Annotated in this window: 18 protein-coding genes; 12 read left to right on the plus strand and 6 right to left on the minus strand. The window is 53.7% G+C overall.

What is annotated here, in order from left to right:
- The 12 genes from AAC060_RS04050 to AAC060_RS04105 all read left to right on the plus strand — a co-directional run bounded on the left by AAC060_RS04050 (position 1) and on the right by AAC060_RS04105 (position 12,815).
- Positions 1–3,270: a CusA/CzcA family heavy metal efflux RND transporter gene (locus AAC060_RS04050; RefSeq protein ID WP_339823137.1), complete on the plus strand. Its 3,270-nt coding sequence runs from the start codon at positions 1–3 to the stop codon at positions 3,268–3,270.
- 13 nt (positions 3,271–3,283) lie between these two features.
- Positions 3,284–3,622, plus strand: a complete 339-nt coding sequence (locus tag AAC060_RS04055; RefSeq protein WP_339823140.1) for a DUF190 domain-containing protein — start codon at positions 3,284–3,286, stop codon at positions 3,620–3,622.
- The gene (locus tag AAC060_RS04060; RefSeq protein WP_339823142.1) at positions 3,619–5,613 is read left to right on the plus strand and encodes a heavy metal translocating P-type ATPase; all 1,995 of its coding nucleotides are present in this window, start codon (positions 3,619–3,621) and stop codon (positions 5,611–5,613) included. Before AAC060_RS04055 ends, AAC060_RS04060 begins: the two co-directional genes overlap by 4 nt.
- A 126-nt stretch (positions 5,614–5,739) precedes the next feature.
- Positions 5,740–6,399 (plus strand): phosphatase PAP2 family protein, encoded by a 660-nt coding sequence (locus tag AAC060_RS04065; protein ID WP_339823144.1) that lies wholly within the window; start codon positions 5,740–5,742, stop codon positions 6,397–6,399.
- Positions 6,400–6,528: 129 nt separating this feature from the next.
- Entirely contained in the window at positions 6,529–6,804 is a 276-nt protein-coding gene (locus AAC060_RS04070; protein WP_339823146.1) for a metal/formaldehyde-sensitive transcriptional repressor, read from the plus strand.
- Complete coding sequence (dmeF, locus tag AAC060_RS04075; RefSeq protein ID WP_339823148.1) at positions 6,801–7,754, plus strand: CDF family Co(II)/Ni(II) efflux transporter DmeF; 954 nt, start codon at positions 6,801–6,803, stop codon at positions 7,752–7,754. Before AAC060_RS04070 ends, dmeF begins: the two co-directional genes overlap by 4 nt.
- Positions 7,755–7,775: 21 nt before the next feature.
- Positions 7,776–8,324, plus strand: a complete 549-nt coding sequence (locus AAC060_RS04080) for a manganese efflux pump MntP family protein (protein WP_339823150.1) — start codon at positions 7,776–7,778, stop codon at positions 8,322–8,324.
- A gap of 249 nt (positions 8,325–8,573) precedes the next feature.
- The gene (locus AAC060_RS04085; RefSeq protein ID WP_339823153.1) at positions 8,574–9,365 is read left to right on the plus strand and encodes an alpha/beta fold hydrolase; all 792 of its coding nucleotides are present in this window, start codon (positions 8,574–8,576) and stop codon (positions 9,363–9,365) included.
- A 450-nt stretch (positions 9,366–9,815) separates the two neighbouring features.
- Positions 9,816–10,697 (plus strand): 3'-5' exonuclease, encoded by an 882-nt coding sequence (locus AAC060_RS04090; protein WP_339823156.1) that lies wholly within the window; start codon positions 9,816–9,818, stop codon positions 10,695–10,697.
- A 131-nt stretch (positions 10,698–10,828) separates the two neighbouring features.
- Entirely contained in the window at positions 10,829–11,359 is a 531-nt protein-coding gene (locus AAC060_RS04095) for a hypothetical protein (protein ID WP_339823158.1), read from the plus strand.
- Positions 11,360–11,442: 83 nt separating this feature from the next.
- Positions 11,443–12,021, plus strand: a complete 579-nt coding sequence (locus AAC060_RS04100) for a hypothetical protein (protein WP_339823160.1) — start codon at positions 11,443–11,445, stop codon at positions 12,019–12,021.
- A gap of 41 nt (positions 12,022–12,062) precedes the next feature.
- Positions 12,063–12,815 (plus strand): hypothetical protein, encoded by a 753-nt coding sequence (locus AAC060_RS04105; RefSeq protein ID WP_339823162.1) that lies wholly within the window; start codon positions 12,063–12,065, stop codon positions 12,813–12,815.
- Positions 12,816–13,036: 221 nt separating this feature from the next.
- Here AAC060_RS04105 and AAC060_RS04110 read toward each other — a convergent pair whose 3' ends face one another.
- From AAC060_RS04110 to AAC060_RS04135, 6 genes are all read right to left on the minus strand, one after another.
- A complete protein-coding gene (locus tag AAC060_RS04110) occupies positions 13,037–14,419 on the minus strand; it encodes an APC family permease (protein WP_339823164.1) in 1,383 nt (460 codons plus the stop codon).
- Complete coding sequence (locus AAC060_RS04115; protein ID WP_339823168.1) at positions 14,410–14,757, minus strand: hypothetical protein; 348 nt, start codon at positions 14,755–14,757, stop codon at positions 14,410–14,412. The genes AAC060_RS04110 and AAC060_RS04115 overlap by 10 nt, the downstream gene beginning before the upstream one ends.
- Positions 14,754–15,215 (minus strand): hypothetical protein, encoded by a 462-nt coding sequence (locus AAC060_RS04120; protein ID WP_339823170.1) that lies wholly within the window; start codon positions 15,213–15,215, stop codon positions 14,754–14,756. The genes AAC060_RS04115 and AAC060_RS04120 overlap by 4 nt, the downstream gene beginning before the upstream one ends.
- An 82-nt stretch (positions 15,216–15,297) precedes the next feature.
- Positions 15,298–18,426 carry an efflux RND transporter permease subunit gene (locus AAC060_RS04125; RefSeq protein ID WP_339823173.1) on the minus strand — a complete coding sequence of 1,043 codons (3,129 nt, stop codon included), beginning with the start codon at positions 18,424–18,426 and terminating at the stop codon, positions 15,298–15,300.
- Positions 18,423–19,913, minus strand: a complete 1,491-nt coding sequence (locus tag AAC060_RS04130) for an efflux RND transporter periplasmic adaptor subunit (protein WP_339823175.1) — start codon at positions 19,911–19,913, stop codon at positions 18,423–18,425. Before AAC060_RS04130 ends, AAC060_RS04125 begins: the two co-directional genes overlap by 4 nt.
- Positions 19,910–21,139 (minus strand): TolC family protein, encoded by a 1,230-nt coding sequence (locus tag AAC060_RS04135; protein WP_339823178.1) that lies wholly within the window; start codon positions 21,137–21,139, stop codon positions 19,910–19,912. The genes AAC060_RS04130 and AAC060_RS04135 overlap by 4 nt, the downstream gene beginning before the upstream one ends.
- Between the last annotated feature and the right edge of the window lie 688 nt (positions 21,140–21,827).

Consider the following 21,827-nt stretch of genomic DNA (forward strand, 5'->3'; position numbering starts at 1 on the left):
ATGATTGCACGTCTCGTCGAAATGTCCGTCCGCAACCGGTATCTCACCGTTTTGTTTCTTGCTGCGGTCGCGGCATTCGGAATCTATAATCTGGTGAACCTGCCAATTGATGCTGTCCCTGACATCACCAATAATCAGGTCCAGATCAACACTGTCGATCCCACCCTGTCGCCACTCGATATTGAACGCCTGGTGACTTATCCGGTTGAAACATCGCTCGCGGGCATTCCGGGACTGCAGACGACCCGTTCTATCTCCCGCAACGGCTTTTCGCAGGTTACGGCAATATTTGACGATAGCGCCGACGTCTACTTTGCTCGTCAACAGGTGGCCGAAAGACTGACCACTGTTCGCAACAGCCTGCCGGCCACGGCCGAACCGGCAATGGGACCGGTATCGACGGGTCTTGGCGAGGTTTTGATGTGGACGGTCAGCTACGAGCCATTTGAAAAAGGAAAAGCTGCGGGCGGTTCTGGCTGGCAATCTGATGGTTCATACCTGACTCCCGAAGGTGAACGCTTGAACGATGAAGTCTCAAAGGCGGCGTATCTACGCACGCTTCAAGACTGGGTAATCGGACCGCAATTGCGCAACGTCAAGGGCATCGCTGGTGTTGACTCGATTGGTGGTTACGCCAAACAATTTGTCGTTACCCCCTCGGCGGCTCGGCTTTCTTCCTACGGTATCGGTTTTGACGATCTTTCCGAAGCGCTTGGAAGGGTCAATCTTTCTGTTGGCGCAAACTTTGTTGAACGCGGCGGAGAGGCATTTCTGGTGCGGGCAGACGCACGACTCAAATCGCTGGAAGAAATTGAAAATTCGATCATCGCGACACGCGAAGGCATTCCTGTTCGCGTCCGTGACGTTGCATCCGTCAGCAATGGCGGCGATTTGCGAACCGGCGCGGCAACCGAGAATGGCGAAGAAGTCGTTGTCGGAACCGCATTGATGCTGCTTGGTGAAAACAGCCGTGCGGTTGCCGCTGCAACCGGTGAAAGGCTTGCAGAAATCGTCAAGACAATGCCTCCCAACATAAAATTAGAAGTCGTTCTGGACCGTTCGAAACTGGTCAATGCGACTATCAGCACGGTTGAAAAAAACCTGATCGAGGGAGCTTTGTTGGTTATCGTCGCGCTATTCCTGCTCCTTGGCAATTTCAGGGCAGCGCTGATTACCGCGCTCGTCATTCCCGTTTCCTTTGTGATGATGGCAATCGGCATGAATCGATTTGGCGTTTCGGGAAATCTCATGAGCTTGGGCGCTCTTGATTTCGGCTTGATCGTTGACGGCAGCGTTATCATCGTGGAAAATTTTCTGCGCCGGATGGCAGGCCGGCAACATGAAGAAGGGCGACTTCTGTCTCTCGGCGAACGACTGGAAGAAGTGGTTGCATCAACAAGAGAAATGATCAGGCCTTCGCTATTTGGCCAGGCGATCATTTTGCTGGTTTTCGTGCCTTTGCTGACTTTTCAGGGTGTTGAAGGAAAAACCTTCTCGCCGATGGCCATCACCGTAATGCTTGCGCTTATATCGGCGTTTATTCTCTCACTGACGTTGGTCCCAGCATTATTAGCACTGCTGATAAGCGGCCGTGTTTCTGAAAAGGAAGTGCGGATGGTGAGCTGGAGCAAAAGCAAATACGAACCGGCACTGCGGAAGGCTTTGAAATGGCCTGGCCGGGCAACTTTGGCAGGTCTTGCCGTATTTGGACTGTCAATTGGGATATTCGGTTTTCTCGGTAGCGAATTCATGCCGCAGCTGGACGAGCAGGATCTGTCCCTTCAATCGATCCGAATACCATCCACGTCGCTGGATCAATCTGTTTCAATGCAAAAACAGATCGAGCGGGAGATTTCCAAATTTCCACAAGTCCGCTTCATGTATTCAAAAACCGGAACAGCTGAAGTGGCCAGCGATCCTATGCCGGTCAATATTTCCGATGCATTTATCATTTTGCGCCCGAAAGATGAATGGCCCGACCCGTCGCTTTCAAAGACAGAGCTGGTGGAACAGATGGAAGCGAAATTAGCCAATCTCATTGGCCAGAACTACGAGTTCAGTCAGCCTATTGAGATGCGCTTCAATGAGTTGATAGCCGGTGTGCGAGGTGATGTTGCCGTCAAGGTATTCGGCGACGATCTGGAACAGCTTACTGCTACGGCTAATCAGCTTGCAGCTGCATTTTCGGGCATTGAAGGTTCTGCGGATGTCCGTGTCGAGCAAACCGAGGGTTTTCCGACATTGGACGTGCAATTCGATAATTCTGCGATTGCAGCCCATGGCCTCACCGTTGACGAAGTGGCCGCAACCGTCAGCGCCGCATTGGGCGGCGCGGAAAGCGGGCTGGTATTTCAGGGCGACCGCAGGTTTGATATTGTAGTGCGGCTACCTGGCGAAGTGCGAAATGATATCGACGCTATCGGAGCGCTCCCGGTTATTTTGCCAGACAATGGTTTCGGACAAAGATCGTCGGTTCCACTCAGATCGCTAGCTACCCTGAAAGAAACCGAAGGCCTCAATCAGATAAGCCGGGAAAACGGGCAGCGGCGCGTTGTTGTGCAGCTCAATGTTCGAGGCCGCGATGTTGGCTCCTTTGTGAACGAAGCGAAGTCCCAAATTGAGCGCGATGTTACTTTACCATCAGGAGTCATCCTCGAATGGGGCGGGCAATTCGAAAACCTTCAGGCCGCTCAGGCGAGGATCAATCTGGTTGTTCCTGTCGTTGCATTGTTGATTTTCGGTCTGCTGGTCATGGCGCTGGGTAATTTTCGGATGGCCGCAGCGGTGTTTGTGACTGTCCCGCTGGGAATTGCCGGCGGGATATTCTCGCTTGCCGTAACGGGCCTGCCATTCTCGATCTCGGTTGCTGTCGGCTTTATTGTTTTGGCCGGTGTGGCAGTGCTCAATGGACTTGTGATGATGACCGCGATCCAGGGGCGTCTCGAATCTGGCGTGGAACTCGTCGAGGCCATCTACTCCGGTGCAGTTGAACGCTACAGGTCCGTTTTGATGACAGCCATCGTGCCTTCGTTAGGCTTCGTTCCCATGGCGATCGCGACTGGCACAGGTGCTGAGGTGCAAAAACCGTTGGCGATTGTGGTTATCGGCGGTTTGATCACTGCAACGATATTGACGCTTTTCGTGTTGCCCGCCGTGACGCGGTTGATGCTTGAGCGTGAATTTCCCGATTTGAGGCCGCATATCAAGCGATTCACGCCCTCTTTGGACAAGTTTCCAATCCTGCAACGTTTCCGTCCAAAGCCAGAATGAGAAGGAGTGCATAATGCAAAAGCCGCAACAAATATCTCTCATGCGGATTTATACCGATGAAGCCGCAATGCATGGGGACGAGACGGTTGTTACCACAATCATTGCTCGGGCCAGGTCTTATGGGCTTCGCGGAGGCACCGTCCTGAAAGGAATATTGGGGTTCTCCTCGTCTTCCATTGTTCATGAACATCACGCGTTCGGAATTGGCGATAATCCACCGGTGGTGATCGAAATAATCGATGCCCGGGCACGACTGGAAGATTTCTATACTCAGCTAGACGATCTGCGAGGGATCGGGCTAGTCAGCCTCGAAAAGGTCGATGTTCTCACGCGAGCGGCAGAACAGAAATGACCGATGAGCAGCACAGCAAGCATTTGGAAAATTCGGATCACTCACACGGAGGGCTAATCGACAGGCTGCTTGGTGGCCGTGCAGAAATGGTTTTTGCAGGTCTCTGCGGTGCAGCCCTTCTTGCCGGATGGCTGGGACCCAAAATCAATCTTCTGCCGGCGAGTATTGGGTTCTGGTTTTTGGTGGCGGCCTATTTTTTCGGCGGCTATTTTACGATCTTGGAAGCCTTCGAAAAAATCAGAAATCGAAAATTTGAAATAGATTTTCTCATGATCGTTGCCGCCGGCGGGGCGGCGTGGCTCGGGGCATGGGCAGAGGGAGCATTTCTATTATTTCTGTTCAGCATCGGCCATGCACTCGAAAATTATGCAATGGCCCGCGCGCGCAATGCCATATCCGCACTGTCTGACCTTGCTCCCGAGGAGGCGGTGGTCCGCAGGGACGGAGAGGAACTGCGTTTGCCGGTGGCTGAACTGGTAATCGGTGATATTGTAATCATCCGTTCCAACGAGCGACTTCCAGCGGACGGCTTTGTTGTCAAAGGGGCAAGCAGCGTCAACCAGGCACCCATAACCGGTGAAAGCGTCCCGGTCGACAAGCGTCCGGTCGATAACGCTGCAGCGGCGGCCAAAGCGGCCGATAAAGTAAAATCAGAACACCGGGTTTTCGCCGGATCCATAAACGGAAGCGGTAGCCTCGAAGTGCAAGTCACCCGATTGGCGTCGGAAACCACATTGGCCCGGGTTGTCGAAATGGTGAACGATGCGGAGACGCGTCAATCGCCAACGCAGAGCTTCACCAATAAATTTGAGCGGATTTTTGTGCCGGTTGTCATTCTGCTTGCAATCGCAACTGGGTTTTCCTGGTTGGTGATAGACGAGCCAGTCTCCGATAGCATTTACAGGGCGATGGCAGTCCTCGTTGCTGCCAGCCCCTGCGCTTTGGCTATTGCCACACCCAGCGCTGTTTTAAGCGGGATTGCCCGTGCAGCGCGGGGCGGCGTTCTCATAAAGGGCGGCGCGCCTCTCGAGATGCTGGGTAAGCTAGATTCGATCGCTTTTGACAAAACCGGGACCCTTACGATTGGCGAACCGGAGTTAGTCGAAACGGTGCCTTTCGGAGAAATTGGAGCAGACGAACTTATCGCTATTTCTGCCGCTGTCGAAGTGCATAGTGATCACCCTCTGGCGCAAGCTATTGTGCGTGCTGCAGAAAAACGCCTCGGATCATCGGATCTGATCGCTACAGATTTTCAGAGCATAACGGGCAAAGGTGTTTCTGCCAAAATCAATGGCGAAAACGTCTTTATCGGGAAAGCGGGACTTTTCCTCAAAGACGATCAGGATGCGCTTCCAGAAGAGGTCGCTCAAAAAGTTACCGAAATGTCTTCACGCGGTCGCAGCACCATGATTGTCAGGCGTGGCGGCGAATTTCTTGGTGTTCTTGGCCTTATGGACACGCCCCGCGCTTCAGCGTCCGAAGTGATAAACAAGCTCCGCTCGATCGGAATCACGCGGATGATGATGATTTCTGGCGACAATCAGAAAGTCGCGGACGCGATCGCCGTGGAAGTGGGTCTTGACGAAGCCTTCGGTGACCTAATGCCGGATGACAAGGTCGAGAAGATTACTCAACTCAGCGATCAGGGTGGAGTGGCGATGGTTGGCGATGGCGTGAACGATGCCCCCGCGATGGCCAATGCGACTGTCGGAATAGCCATGGGAGCCGCAGGTTCCGATGTCGCGCTTGAAACGGCAGATATCGCGTTAATGGCAGATGATCTGGCAACATTACCTTTTGCCGTTGGTCTCAGCAGATCAACAAGTAGCATTATCCGTCAAAATCTTTGGATCAGTCTCGGCGTGGTGGCCGTATTGATACCGGCAACACTCTTCGGCCTGGGGATCGGCCCCGCTGTCGTGATGCATGAAGGATCGACGCTTGTCGTAGTCATAAATGCCTTGCGGCTGCTGGGATATAAGGAAAGTTAATCGGTGCGGCCATCGTGCCGGTCGTGCTCATGGATGGAAGAGCTAGAGCCTGTTGAATATCAGATTTGAGCGGAGTTTAACGCAATCAAGCAGGGTTGACCCAAAACGCAAAAAACGAGTGAAGATATGAGCGTTCGTCTAATGATATTTCAGCGCGGTTTCAAATTTATGCCATCATTCATTCTAGCTGGAATTTTCTTATTATTCTGGTCGAAGGTGGCGAAAGGTCATTTCGATGCAATAGATAGAACCCTTTTACTTGCTTTTCGATCGGCGAGAAATTCGGATATACTGATGGGCCCTGACTGGCTGCTGCAATTTGTCCGCAATATCACAGTTTTGGGAGATTCAAGCTTCCTGCTTCTGGTTATATTTGCCGTATCATTCTTTCTGATCGCCAAAAAAGCCTATTTCAATGCATTCTTGTTGCCCGCTTTGTCTCTCAGCGGATTTTGGGCAGTATCCTTATTGAAAGATTTTTTCGGCAGACCGCGACCTGCGATTGTAGAATATCTCTCTGTTCCCAATTCAGCGAGTTTTCCAAGCGGCCATGCCGCGAACTCGACTATCGTCTATATCCTTACCGCACTGGCGCTATTTAAACTCGTGCCAGGGCGATATGCACGGTTTTCCCTGATTTGTGGTGCGCTCATATTGGCTGTCTTGATCGGCACGTCGAGGATTGCCTTGGGCGTCCATTGGCCAAGCGATGTGCTGGGCGGTTGGATTTTTGGACTCAGTTGGTGCTGTTTGTGGCTATTGAAAGATAGTAGAACAGATGCGTAATACATCTAAAACCACTGCCACGCCAAGCGAACGCGATGAATACTCAATCAATCGCTGACGGGGGACACAATCTATTGCGATTCAACAGGTCCTTTACAAAATTCCGAATATAGGGTAGCCCCCTATGCTATGTCACATACATCAGATGATAAAAAGCTTCTGGCGCGCGTCAGCCGCCTTAAAGGGCAACTAGAAGCCATTGAGCGGGCTTTGGACAACAAGGCTCCTTGCGGTGAGATCCTCAATCTTGTCGCCTCGGTTCGAGGAGCCGTAAATGGGCTTACCGTGGAATTGATTGAGGATCATGTCCGCGAACATGTCTCCAATCCTGAAACGGACACTGACGAGGAGCGCGCTCAGGGCGCGACTGATCTGATTCAGGTTATCAGGACATATTTGAAATGATCGCCTCCGAAAGCGCAACGCAAACCGGTCACGAACATGATCACGTATTTCTAGGCCAAAATCACGAGCGCAACGAGCGCCGAACCTGGTTCGTTATTGCCCTGACCAGCGTGATGATGGTTGTCGAGATTGCAGCAGGAACCGTTTACGGTTCGATGGCGCTGGTCGCCGACGGCTGGCATATGTCCACTCATGCCGCTGCGATGCTGATAGCTGCGATCGCCTATCTTTTTGCGCGCCGCAATGCCAAGAACCCCCGCTTCACGTTTGGCACCGGGAAGGTGGGAGATCTTGCCGCATTTGCCAGTGCAATCGTTCTGGCGTTGGTTGCGCTACTGATAGGATGGGAAAGTCTCGTCAGACTGGCCAATCCGATCCCGATCAGCTTCCCCCAGGCAATCTTCGTGGCCGTCATTGGCCTAATTGTGAATCTGGTCAGTGCTTGGTTGCTCCGCGACGATCATCATCATGGGGACAGCCATCATCACGATCATTGCCATGACCACAACCATCATGCTGAACATCATGGCCGGGACCAAAATCTGCGCGCTGCTTATCTCCATGTGCTTGCCGATGCATTGACATCGGTATTGGCAATATTTGCGCTAATAGCCGGCAGCATTTACGGATGGATATGGCTTGACCCGCTCATGGGTATCGTCGGTTCGCTTGTAATCGCGCGCTGGTCATGGGGTCTGATGCGCGATACCGGTGCTACCATGCTGGATTACAGAAAAGCGGGCGACCCAGTCTCGGCAAAAATCCGCTCGATTATCGAGGAAGCTGGAGACAAGATCACCGACCTGCATGTCTGGCAACTGGGTCCAGGACACCATGCCGCTATTGTAGCAGTCATTACGGAAAGTGATACAGCCCCCGCTGTTTATCGCGAGAGACTGACCGAAACCGCAGGGCTTTCTCATATCACCGTTGAAGTAAATACAGTATAGGCAGTTGGAAAAGCGCATTTAATGGAAAACCTGTTTCTCATTGTGGCTCTTGCTGCGGGGCTGGCAATGGACGCCTTCGCAGTAGCCGTTGCCCAAGGTGCCGCAGGACATAATTCCATGTTTCACGCCACTCGGACGGGAATGGCCTTTGGCGTCGCGCAGGGCATCATGCCATTTCTGGGATGGGCCCTTGGAATAGTTTTTGTTTCGCACATCAGCGCTTATGATCACTGGATTGCTCTCATTCTGCTCAGCGGTTTAGGCATGAAAATGCTTTGGGAAGCACGGGACGGCAACGGCAACGATTCTGCTCCTAGTCTCTCAGGATGGGCATTGGGGGCAGCTGCGATAGCGACCAGTATTGACGCATTTGCTGCCGGTATCACGTTGCCAGCTCTTGCGCTTCCGGTTTTACTGACCTGTATCGCTATCGGGATAATCACCGCATTGCTTTCAAGCTTGGGGGTGATGATCGGCGGCATGGCTAGCTCACGAATAGGAAAATACGCCGAGGTTGCGGGAGGCATCATTCTGATCGCTTTAGGAATCAAAATTTTCGTCGAACACTAGTTATCTTGGACAAAGCCAACTGATCGGAGATTATATTTTCAGCGTATCTCGGCTGCGGCTGCAAGTTTGATACGCTGAATGTCAGTTTTCAAGATCGAGGATAGGTCGCGGGAAAGGCAACAATTGGGCACATTTCGGACCGACTGTAGTTGGGCCGGTAACGGACTATCCGCTCTTGGCGAACCACTCGGCAAAATGGACAGCCGTGGGCCGAGCGGAACTTAACCCGTTGTAAGGTGTTACTTTCACATGACCTTACACCACACGCGCATAGGCCGCGGAAAACCACTTCTGCTTGTTCATGGACTGGGGGGAACCTACCGCTCTTGGGATACGATCTTGCCTGCGCTTGCCCAAGTGAGGGAGGTAATCGCCCTGGACCTGCCAGGGCACGGGCAGACACCCGAAGAGGCCGACAGTGGGACGTTTAACGGGCTGGCGCGCAGCTTGGACAATTGGCTCGGGGCTGAGAAACTCACAGGGATCGATATGGTTGGCAGCTCCATGGGCGCTCGCATGGTGCTCGAGATGGCGCGACGCGGCAAGGCCGGCGCGGTCGTCGCTCTGGATCCGGGTGGCTTCTGGCAAGGATGGGAGCGTAAGTTCTTCAGGACCACTATAACGGCATCGATTGCTCTGGTTCGGGCGCTGCGACCGGCGCTTCCTGCCATTACCGGAAATATCGCAGGTCGGAGCGCGCTCCTGGTCCAGCTTTCCGCAAGGCCGTGGGCGCTCGATCCCGCATTCGTCGCGCACGAACTAAGGTCATTGGCGGATACGCGTATCGTCAACTCGCTTGTGAAGGATCTCGCTACCGGCGCAAATCAGCAGGGTTCTGCGAACACGCCTTCACCAGTTGTAATCGGCTGGGGACGCAAGGATCGGTTGTGTCTACCGCAGCAGGCGAACCGCGCGATGGCGGCCTTTCCTGGAGCAACGATGCGCTGGTTTGAGCGCAGCGGACACTTTCCTATGTGGGATCAGCCACAGGAGACGGTCAAGGTCATTCTGGATGCAACGGATCGACTAGTGTCATATTGACGCTGTAATAGGCGGATTAGCAGCTCGAAGACTCCAGTATGGGCTTACCCCGCATTGGCGCTTATTGGAGCGAAAGCCGCCGTCGCCTGCCACCTGAACGGGTGGCAGCTTTCAGGGTAATGAACAGGCGGGTCGAATGGCCGAAATTGGGCGCGCAGCGGACATAGTATCGGACCTCTGCCAATGTCCGCAAATGGGGTGGAAACGGAAGTTCCTGAAACGCGGACCAAAATGTCTGCTTCGTCGGCAAGGCATCGCCTCACCCATTATCGCGCCGCTGGTCGATAAACCGACTTACCGGTTGCCTCCGCATGAATCCACATTGGGAAAAGCGGCAGATCTATCTTCCGCGTCAAAAGTAGAATAGCATCCGGCTGAAGCCTCAATTTTGAGGTTGGAATTTGAATGGAAAATGTTTCCGTCGGCCAGCCTCCTACCAAGAGGTATATCATGAATATAGAAACCACCGCTGGGCATTTGCCGACAGGTCACCCGCCCGGAACCGAAGACGATAAAGTTCGAGTTCTGCATCGGGTCACGCCATTCCGTGAATGGCCAGAAGTTGCAGACCCAGTCGAACCGCTGATGCGCGTCGCAATCCTTGATACTGAATCGACTGGTCTTGATCCCCAACGAGATGTCGTGATCGAAATTGCCATCGCATTTGTCATCGTTGATGCGATGGGGCGAATTATCAGGATCGAAAGCGCCGGGAAGTCATTGCAAGACCCTGGCGTTCCCTTGTCACCAAAGATCGTCCAGCTCACGGGATTGACGGACGAAATGTTGGCCGGCCAGACCATAAACCCTGAGCGTATTGCAGCGCGCCTGAATGGGATGGATGCCATTTGCGCGCACAACAGCTTTCATGACCGGCGATTTGTCGAGAAACTACTCCCAGATCTTGATGCAAAACCATGGATCTGCTCCATGCGCGATTGCGATTGGGCTGGCTGGGGTTTCGATGGAGCCAAGGCTGATCATCTGTTGATGCAGGCAGGCATGTTTAATCCGGTCAAGCATCGCGCAATGGATGACGTGATCAGTCTCACCAATTTGCTGACCTTTGTCACGCCTTCCGGCAAAACTGCCTTGGGCGAAGCAATTGACAACGCCCGCCGCGACACATGGCTGTTTGAAGCGCGCGGACTGCCATATGATTATCGCCAGATCATAAAAGATCGCGGTTGGCGCTGGAATGGCAAAGTCTGGTGGACAGAAGTTCCGCATGATCAGCGCGAGGCAGAAGAGGCCTGGTATGCGCGGGCTCTAAAACCGTTTTCGGGCACGCCGCATATCGAGCCAATCACATGGCTAGGGCGATACCGCTGAATCCTAAAGTTTAAGAAACGGGCAGCCAAAAAGCTGCCCGGAGAACAATGAAATTGAAGGTGAATTTGAGCTTCCGAAGTGAATGGAAAAGCTCCGTCCAGAAAGGACGTCACTAAGAAAAGGAATATAGAATGACGAAGAATACAACCGGCGCGGGCTGTCCGCGCAAGGCGATGACGCATGCCTTGCGCTATGAGATGGGTTTGCAGGTAGAGCGGACTGGAACCTGCGCCATAACCTTTGGAGCTATCAGTTTTCCATCCGAGGCAGTGTTCAACGCCGCCGCAGATGCTGCCATCGATAACCGGCATGACATGATAGTCAGCGTCTGGGCCGATAACATCTGCGACAAACCTTCTGGCTATGCGCTGATCCTGCGTTCCATCGACGGCGCTGAAGTTTTGGAAGTCGAGCCAGCGCAGCTCGATAAGAGCCGGGCATTGGTTATGGTCTCACTCGACCGAAAGCGGATGTTCTTTTTGAACGAGAGAGCCATTGTCGTGGAAGCGAAATGCGACCGCGGAGGAAAGGTCGAACGGGCAATCCGCCGGGCCAAATCCATATTGGACAAAGCTGCCGCTGATGGCTCTGAGCGGACTGTCCAATGGGAACATACCCGCGTCACCGTTGAAGGAGATATCGTCAAAACCCGGAACAACTAGATCTTCGCAGCATATTTTTATTCACCAGCCAAACGGGCGGCATCTTCGGATGACCGCCCGTTTGGCGTTTCAGGACAATTTTTATGAAACCTCCGATATATTCGGAAAGGATCGTCACCTTTTCCGTCATCTACCATCCCTACCGCCGCAATACCGAGCGCTTCGTTCGCGCCTTTGGAGCCTTTGAAGTCAACTTACAGCCTGGTGATGACGTGTTGTTCACGCGCCATCATCATACATATCCGGACAAGGAACGAACCGCTCCATTACTGGAAATGACGAAGCTGCTCGATCAACAGACCGACTGCGTTTGCGCTATTCTGGAAGCGCCCGGCGGGTCTCATCGGCCAAAACACAAAGCCGACTTTGCTGATGATGTTCTTCATGCTCTTCCGATTTTCAATCTGGGTCTCCACCGCAAGATCCATGTTCACCGAACGGAAGACCAATATGTCCGGGTCAGCGCCGAACTGTTCGGCATTCCTATGGCGTCCAAGATGGCCGGGCCATCGGAAAAATCCCGGCGAGCAGCAGATCACGCTCAGGCGCTGTGGCTGTCCTGGGTATTCAATTGTCTCGCCGAAGATCCGGATCAGGCCAGCTTGGTAGCTGCCTTCCAGGCTTGGCGCCGCGTCGACGACCTGCGTCCCGTTACTTTTTAACAACAAGAACCTGCTGCACGTCAGCAGGAGAAAGAAAAACCATGCAAAAATATACAATCCTCGACACAGAAATGGTGTTCGACCGTTACCTTACCGAAGCCTATCAGGAAATTAATCCTGACTGCCACAAAACCCGCATCGCTGCGCGCAAGCTGAATATGATCGCATTGCTCGACATCAGCATTGATGATCTTGGCCGGATATCGGTCGGCAAATTGCGCAGCTGGACAACAGAACATCAGGATGAAGGGGCAATGCTAACGTCTGCCTTCGATGATTTGCGCGCCTCTGCCGATCGAATACTGGTCACTTATGGAGGTTCAGCGATGGATGCGAAAGTCATCGAACTGGCCGCTATGTCGCATGATCTCGCGCTGCCCCCGCAGCTTATTCAGGCTTTCGGACCCCGCATAGTGCGCCCGGCCCATCTGGATATCAACGCAGCGATGAAAGGGTTTGGCAAAACCTGGCATCATCTTTCGGAGGTGCTGGTAAGAATCGGTATTCCAGTTGCGCTGATCCGCGACAAGGCAAGTCCTGACTTGGCGTTTGAAACCGGGAACTGGAATCTTGCACGCCAGCATTGTGAGTTGGACACCTTGCTGACGGCGATTGCGCTTGTTGCATGGCGGCGAATCCAAGGCGATCCATGCCTTCGGATTCCGGAAGCCCAATTTGCGTTGATCGAAGGATATTTGCGGCAGCGGCCAAATGCCATTGCTGGGCCGATTCTGAAGGGAGAGCAGACAAGTCTTCTAGAGAAAGTCTTTGGGGTGGCAGCAAAGGCGGCTTGAAACTGAATGGAGTTGTGCATTTCGGCAATCCCAACTAACTCCCGCTCAGAGTTGCGTGATAGGTTGGGATTGCCGAAAAGCCGTGCTTCCGATTGTGGCGGGGTAAGCTGCTGATTGGCGATCTCACCATTTTCAAAATTCCTTGCAGCCCGATTTTATGTATGCTTCGCGCCCAAGAACATACCTTTACTCAAAAATTCATTTTGACCAAAAGCCGATATTCAACTGCCATGCCCTCCATGCCCTCCATGGGTGTTGGCGTCAGTCAAACTTCGCTTGTTTGACAAATAATATTTCTCGAACCCGACGATGATAACGATGCCGACAAATGCGATGACTATAATCCACGGATCACTGTTAGCTTTCATCATCAGGAAAGCGCCGAGCACGACGACATCGAAAAATATCGCGCTCAGCAATACCCATCCTTGGGCTCCTACATCCTTACGTAAATATCTGAACACGCCCCAGTGGATGACGATGTCCATCACCAGATAGAAAATCGCGCCAAGCGATGCGATACGGCCCAGATCAAAAAATGCGGCCAGCAAGCCTGCTGCTATGACGGTATAAACCAATGTATGCGTCTGAATGCCGCCGGGCATGCCAAAGTGACGGTGCGGAATAAGCTCCATATCGGTCAGCATCGCAAGCATGCGGGAGACTGCAAATACGCTGGCTAGAAGTCCCGATGCCGTTGCAATAATGGCAATGGCAACGGTAAACCAAACACCATAGTCACCAAAGGCCGGGCGGGCCGCTTCAGCGAGGGCATAGTCCTTCGCCGCGGCAATTTCATCAATGCCAAGCGTCGAGCCGACCGCAAAGGCCACCGCCATATAGACGAGCAGACAGATCGCCAGCGAGATCATGATCGCACGGCCTACGTTCTTTTCAGGATGGACAACTTCTCCGCCGCTGTTGGTAATTGTCGTAAAGCCCTTGAACGCAAGAATGGCGAGGGCAATCCCGGCGATAAATCCGGTCGGAGAGGCCGCGCTTTCTGGCGCACTTTGCGCAAATTTAAAGGTGAAACCAGCGGCCCAAAGTATCGCGAGAGAGAATATCAATATGCCGCCGATTTTGAGTATTGCAGTGACCGATGAAATCGACCCGATAATCTTGTTGCTGGCGATATTGACGAGAAAGGCAAAAATGATCAGGCCGATAGCGAGTATCGGCACCAGGATGGAATCGCGGCCAACGTCGAAGAGTTGCAATGTGTAAGTCCCGAACGTCCGGGCAACGAGGCTTTCATTGATGATCATCGAGAAGGCCATCATTAGCGCAGCTGCCCCGGTCACTGTCGCGGGTCCATAGGCCTTTTGCAGGATCATGGCGATGCCGCCAGCGGAAGGATATTTATTGGACACCTTGATATAGGTATAAGCGCTAAATCCGCTGATCACGGCGGCAATCAGGAAAGCCAGCGGGAATAACGGGCCGGATAACTCCGCTACCTGCCCGGTCAGAGCAAATATCCCGGCACCGATCATCACACCGGTGCCCATTGCTACCGTTCCCGCCAATGTCAGGCTGCCCGCTTTGTAGGACGAGGTTTTTTTACCGGTTTTCACAGCGCGCCCGTGGTCGTTCATCGCCATTCACTTCTAAATCGCGCTGCCCGGTCCGCAAAGCGGTTCATATGCGATACCGCTTCCGTTGTCAGAGGATGTTGTGTTTCATCCTCCCTGGGTGAAATAAGTTCTGCCAATGCACGAACTTTTTCATGGGTTTTATCTGGGCTTTCCGAAAGCAGAGCCAGCACGATATTCTCCAGTGCGATAACGCGAACTCTAAGTTGGACGAGTTCGGCGTTACTTATGTGCGGATCTTCCGATGTCCGGTTCTTCTGCTCGGTTTGTGCGCCGCCTTCATTGTCCCAGCGGGAAAGCGCACGATAAGGGTCGCGATATAGCTCGGCGTCTTTTTTATCAGTCATGGATCTTTCCTGTCTACTTGGGGCTGCCTTCTCGCGAACCAGAGTGTGATCGACGGTATAACGATCCACATCACAATAGGGACCAGACCAACATCGACAAACGGTATGACCGGCATAAGGTCGCTATAGCGCCAACCCCAATCCCAGTCGCGCGGCACCTTCGTCGCGAATATTTCGATGACTAGCGTGATTACCAGACCCGTTCCCAAATAGACCCCCAACATCCAGATCTTTGGATCGAACATCCAGTATCTATTTCGTTTGAGCAAAGAGACGAGCGAATAGGCGACGAGCAGGATCCCGGCGTCGCCAAAACTTGCTTGTGTGCAGCCCATTGTCCTCTCCCAAGAGGTTGCCTGTCCGACATCAAAAAAGGGCATCTGGAGAAATTCCCAGATGAAGGAGGTCATAAAGCCGAAAATCGCGATGTGCACTTCAGGTTGCTTGTCAAAGTTCATGATACGACAACTCCGGTTTTGAATAGCGAAACAGAACCCGCTGCGGTCGGGAAACTGTGCAATGTAGGAACTTGGGTCAAAATCATTTCAGCTTTTCCGCCTCTCGTCTGCGAAGCAGATAATATGCTGCGGGCACAACAAATAGCGAAAGCAAGGGCGCGCTCAGCATTCCGCCGACCATCGGAGCGGCAATCCGGCGCATCACTTCCGACCCGGCGCCGTCACCGATCAGGATCGGAAAAAGGCCGGCCAGAATCACGGCTACGGTCATCGCCTTTGGCCGTATCCGCAGCAATGCACCTTCGCGCACTGCCTGTTTGACCTGCTCTGCGTCCGGCTTGTCACCGCGCGCTTCCAGTGCCTGTTTCAGATAGATCAGCATCACCACGCCAAACTCAGCTGACACGCCGGCAAGCGCGATAAAACCGACTGCGGTTGCAATCGACTGGTTGAGGCCCATCCAATAGAGGAGCCATAATCCGCCAGTGAACGCGAAGGGCAATGTTGCCATGATCAGCAATGCTTCATCGAAGCGCCGGAAGGTAAGATAGAGCAGGAAGAAGATGATCGCCAAAGTGGCAGGCACGACCACCATCAGCCGATTGGTCGCGCGCTGCAGATACTCGAATTGCCCGGTATAGGCCACACTGACGCCGGATGGCAGATCAACCTCCTTGTCAATCGCCGCTTGTAAATCTGCGACCACCGATACCAGATCTCTCCCCCTGGTATCGACGTATATCCAGGTTGATGGCCGCCCATTTTCACTGCGCAGCATCGGCGGACCGGAACTGATGTCAATGTCGGCGACCGTGCCCAAGGTAATCTGCTGCAAGGATGGCGTGAGCACCGGAAGATTCCGCAGGTTTTCCAGGCTATCACGTATCTCGCGCGGATAGCGGACGCTTATCGGATAGCGGGCCAACCCTTCGACGGTTTCGCCGATATTCTTGCCTCCGATGGCGCTCGATACGACCGACTGGACATCGGAAATATTGAGGCCGTAACGGGCGGCAGCGGCGCGGTCGATATCAATGTCGATATAGCTTCCGCCGGTCAATCGTTCCGCCAGAGCCGAACTGACACCATTGACCTTTTTGGCCGCGCCCTCGATTTTCTGGGCGACCTTGTCAATTGCCTCGAGATTATCACCCGACACCTTGATCCCGATCGGGCTTTTGATCCCGGTCGAGAGCATTTCGATACGGTTGCGGATCGGCGGTATCCAGAAATTGGCCAGCCCTGGAACCCTGACGGCTTTGTCGAGTTCCTCGATCAGCCTGTCCGACGTCATGCCCGCGCGCCATTCCTCCTTCGGCTTGAAATGGATCGTCGTCTCGAACATAGTGAGCGGCGCAGGATCAGTTGCCGTATCGGCGCGTCCCGCTTTGCCGAACACTGTTTCCACTTCAGGCACCGATTTTATCAATCGGTTGCTCTGTTGAAGCAGTTCAGAGGCTTTCGCCGGAGATAGCCCCGGCAGGGCATTGGGCATGTAAAGCAAATCGCCTTCATCCATTTGCGGCATGAACTCGCCGCCAAGCTGGCTGATCGGCCAAGCGCTGGTAGCAAAGATGAGCAGCGCGATCACGAGCAGTTTTTTCGGGCTTTTGAGCGACCAGTCGAGTGCTGGCCTATAGATTTTCATGAGGAAGCGACTGATCGGATTTTTCTCTTCGGACGGAATTTTCCCGCGAATGAAATAGCCCATCAAAACCGGTATCAAGGTGATCGAGAGAATGGCAGCCCCCGCCATCGCATAGGTTTTTGTGAATGCCAGAGGAGAGAATAATCGTCCTTCTTGTCCTTCCAGAGTAAAAATCGGCAGGAAAGAAAAGGTGATGATCAGCAGGCTGAGGAATAGCGCGGGGCCAACTTCAACCGCCGCGTCAACGATCAGCTGCCATCGCTTTTCGCCCGGCATTTCGGCGTCTGGGTTGTCATTCTGCCATTTTTCAAGATGCTTGTGCGCGTTCTCAATCATGACAATGGCAGCATCTACCATCGCGCCAATGGCAATCGCAATTCCGCCAAGCGCCATGATATTAGCGTTAATCCCCTGAAAGCGCATCACCAGAAAAGCGATCAATATACCAAGCGGCAGGGTTAAAATTGCCACGAGTGCGGAGCGGGCGTGCCAAAGGAACAATGCGCAGACTATGGCAACGACGATAAATTCTTCGAGCAATTTCGTGGTGAGATTGTCGACCGCCTTGTCGATCAGTTCGGAACGGTCATAGGTCGTCACAATCTCGACTCCGGGCGGCAGACTCTGCTTTAGCGTCGCAAGTTTCTCTTTGACGCCAGCAATTGTCTCGCGGGCGTTTTTGCCCGAACGCAAGATGATGACGCCGCCAGCCACTTCTCCTTCACCGTTCAGTTCTGCTATCCCGCGTCTGATCTCGGGGCCTATTTGAATCCGCGCAATATCGCCCAAGGTGACGGGAACACCGCCGCGTGCGGTCTTTAAGGGAATGGCCCGGAAATCATCTAGATTTTCCAGATAGCCGTTGGCCCTCACGATATATTCGCGTTCGGCCAGTTCCACGATCGAACCGCCGACTTCCTGATTAGCGTTCTGGATTGCCTTGATCACGCTGTCCTGGTCAATCCCCAGAGACACCATCCGGTCAGGATCAAGCACGACCTGATATTGTTTCACCATACCGCCAATCGACGCGACTTCCGCAACGCCGGGAATGGTCTGTAGCTCATAACGAAGAAACCAGTCCTGCAGCGAACGCAGCTGAGACAGGTCATTGCGCCCCGTCCGGTCGACAAGGGCATATTCATAGATCCAGCCGACACCGGTTGCGTCTGGCCCCAGCGTCGGGACAACGCCGGTCGGCAGATCGGCTTGAACCTGATTGAGATATTCCAGAACCCGCGAACGCGCCCAATAGAGATCGGTGCTGTCATCAAACAGCACATAGACATAGCTGTCTCCATTGAATGAATAGCCGCGCACCGCGCGTGACCCCGGAACCGACAGCATTGTGGTTGTGATGGGATAGGTAACCTGATTTTCGACAATCTGCGGTGCCTGCCCGGGATAGGGGGTGCGAATAATCACTTGAACATCGGAAAGGTCCGGCAGGGCATCGACCGGCATGGTTCTGACGGCCCAGATACCCGACGCCAGCAAAGCCGCCACTATGAGCAGGACAAATATGCGCGCATTTACGCTGAGGCGTATGACCTTTTCGATCATTGGCTGGCCTCTGCGCGGCTAATGCTGGTGATGGTTGATCCGGTTTTCATTTGCATGAAGCGGAAGGTCACGCGGTCGCCTTTTTTAAAACCGCGCAACAAACCCGGTTTGGCGAGTTTGAAGTCCATCGTCATCGCCGGCCATTTAAGGGCAGGCACCGGTTCATGCGACAAGGTGACCGCGCCGTTTTTGATCGCTTCAATTCTGCCGGAGGTTTGATAGCCGGACATTTTTGTGGGCGCGCTTTTCTGCTCACCATCAATCGGGCGCACTTTGATCCCCGATAGGCTTGCTTCTGAATCGACGAGGAATTGGCCAGAAACGATCACTTTTTCACCTGGTGACAGGCCAGCCAAAATTTCCGTTTGCCCGCCGCCTTCGCGGCCTATTTTGACCTCTGCCGGGCGATAGCGACCCTTGCCATTCGCCAGCATTACCAAGTTGCGCGTTCCGGTTGCGATAATCGCTTCGGTGGGGACCAGTATAGCGGGACTGCCCGTGTCACCCATATCTACGGTAGCGAACATGCCTGGACGAAGTCGGCCGCCTTTATTGGCGAGTTCGATCCGTCCGGTGAGCGTTCTGCTGCCGCTTTCAACGGACGGAAGAATGGCGATAACTTTACCTGCAAATTCCATATCAGAAAAACTTTGCAGTTCAGCAACGGCGCGCTGCCCTACCCGTATTTCCGAGGCCCTTGCTTCGGGAATGGCAACATTCAGCCATACGGTATTCAGTCCGTTAATCTGTGCCAGCGGCTGGCCTTCAGCCAAGGTCATACCTTCTCTTACGCTCAGGCTTTCGATCACCCCGCCGATGGGCGCGGACACAGTGTAAACGCTTTGCTGCCTTCCACTTCGCTCTACCCGGCGGATCAGCTCGTCTGGCATGCCCAGCAGCCGCATCCGTTCCTTTGCCGCTGTGGCAAAGTGGTCATTACCACTTCTTGCCAGCGCAAGATATTCCGCCTGTGCCCCGCCCCAGTCGGGCACCAATATGTCAGCCAAGGGTGCGCCGGCGGGCACAATGTCGCTGGGTGCACGGCGATAGGTGCGCTGGACAAATCCGCCCGACCTGGCCTGAACAATGGCCACGTCGCGTTCGTTAAACTCGATCGTTCCCGTTACGCGGAGCTTGGATTGGATTTTGCCAACCAATGCCTCAGCGGTGCGGATACCCAGATTTTGCGCAATACCCGGAGTAATGGTGATCCCCGGCTCGCTGGCATTCCCATCACTGGCTTCGCCAGCATATTTGGGAACAAGCTGCATATCCATGAACGGAGACTTGCCCGGTGCGTCAAATTTTTGCTGGGGAAACATTGGATCATAATAATAGAGGATTTCGCCTTTGCCCTGCGTAGCCGCGATTTCGCTGCTTTCGCCAGCCCCGCCGGTGCCGAGCCAATATCCGCCACCGCCTGCGGCCAGAACCGCAGCAAGAACAAGCACGCGCCATTTATTGTCTTGGATGGATGTCAGCGTCATGGCTGGTTCCTTTCATAAGTATATTTGATGCGAACTGTGTCGCGAACCAACGTGGCTTCCCGGTCGAGCAGATCGATTTCTGCTTCGGCAAAAGCCACGGCTGCATTAAGCGCGGTGTCCAGATCAACGCGGCCGGCGCCATAGCTGACCCGCTCCAGTTCAGCCTGTTTTTTGGCCAAGGGTAAAAGTGTGTTTTTGGACCGTTCCCAGTTTTCCCGGTAAGACCGGTTTGCTGCGAGGTCGCTGGAGAGCTCAGCTTGCAATTGTCGCTTTAGATCATTCGCCTCCAATCGGGCGGCACTAGCTTCCAGTATCCGGGCGTCAATTATGGGATTTTGCCGCTTTTTTGCAAATAACGGCAGATCGATCGTTACACCAACCGATACATATTCGCCATATTCCGGCCGGCGATGAGTATAGGAAGCGTTCACGCTGAAGTCCGGCCGCTTGTTCGCCCGCGCCAGTTCCACATCGGCGTCGGCCCGTTCGACTTTCGCATCCTGAATATCCAGAATGGGTAGCTCCTTGATCGTGCTGACAAGTGCATCCCGGTCAATGGTGAACTCAGGGAGCGTCCCTTCGGTTTCGGGGCTTTCGACGCCGGTCCACCGCGCGAGCATTGCCCGGGCCTTTTCGATATCAGCGGCACGCAGCGAGCGCCGGTCAGCCAGTTTTGCGATCAGCCGTTCCGGCTCGAACGCTTGAGCTGGACGTGTGGTCCCTGATTCAAGGCGCGCGCCAACCGTTGCCGACACTTCATTGAGGCTTTGCTGCAAAACTTCCAATATTTGGAGCCGCCGCTGGGCGTAATAGAGATCGATCCAGGAAAGCGCAGAATAAAGCTGCACATCCTGAACCAAAGCTTCCTTATTGGCTCTCGCCACGGTTATGTCCGCCACCGCCTGACCTGCCCGGGCGCGTCTTTTTGCGCCATTGGGAATATCCTGACTAATACCGATCCTTTGCCTTGGAAATCCGTCACGACCCGGCCGCGGAGTAATCTCGAACGGACCAGCAATTCTCCGATCCATTATGTCGACGCTGAGTTTCGGATCGGGAAGTTGATCGGCGGCAATCGCGGCGCTCTGCGCCGCTTCAACAACGAGCGACCGGGCCTCTATTGCTGGCGTCGCTGTCTCTGCCAGTTCGACCGCTTCTGCGAACGTGAGTGGTTCGGCTTGAAGGGAAAAGACGGGGACATATAGCGCTAAGGCCGGCAATGCCAACAATGGGCGCCGGGATCTTGCCTGGCGGGTTTTCGGTCGATATTTCATTTTGCTTGCTCACTAAAATAGTAGGGCGAACATGCCGTCATCGGTGGCGGCAATTTTTAACCTTGGAGGTTAGATGTTCGAAAGTTTGCGGGCTTGCTTCTCGCCGGTATGCCAGAGCAATTTCACAGAAATCGGACAGAGATCGCAAGAATATCGTCACCCTAAAAAATGGCGGTATTCGCGATCTGCGTTCAAGCAATAATGGGAGGCTTTATCTCGGGAATGCTATGCATGCCAGTTGGGTTTCCAAACAGACGGCGAGTGTGGGACATAGCTTTAACGGCGATTGTTTCGGCGAAAGCTGGGCTAGCGAGAAAAGTCGTAGTTGTCTGAGAGCATTGCAGCATCGCCGCGCAATCTGACCCACAGCAATCCTTTGGTTCATTGCCGTTTGTGGATGTTTCATTCATACCCGTTTCGCTGCAATGGGACATTTCCACACTACCTGCATCGCTTTTCGCTAGGGATAGGCAGGACATCGGACTGGCGATTCCCTGTCCAGCTAAGGCAAGTCCAAGAAGAACGAATAGAAAGAGCTGTTTAAACACGAACCCAGTGTCCGGTGTTTTCCGATCCCCGTCAACCCAATCTTTGACCGAGATGATGGCGGTGAGGCAAGTCTTTGCGCCACTGTCCCTCG

The organism is uncultured Parasphingorhabdus sp., assembly GCF_963975555.1.
In the GTDB taxonomy this organism is placed as follows: domain Bacteria; phylum Pseudomonadota; class Alphaproteobacteria; order Sphingomonadales; family Sphingomonadaceae; genus Parasphingorhabdus.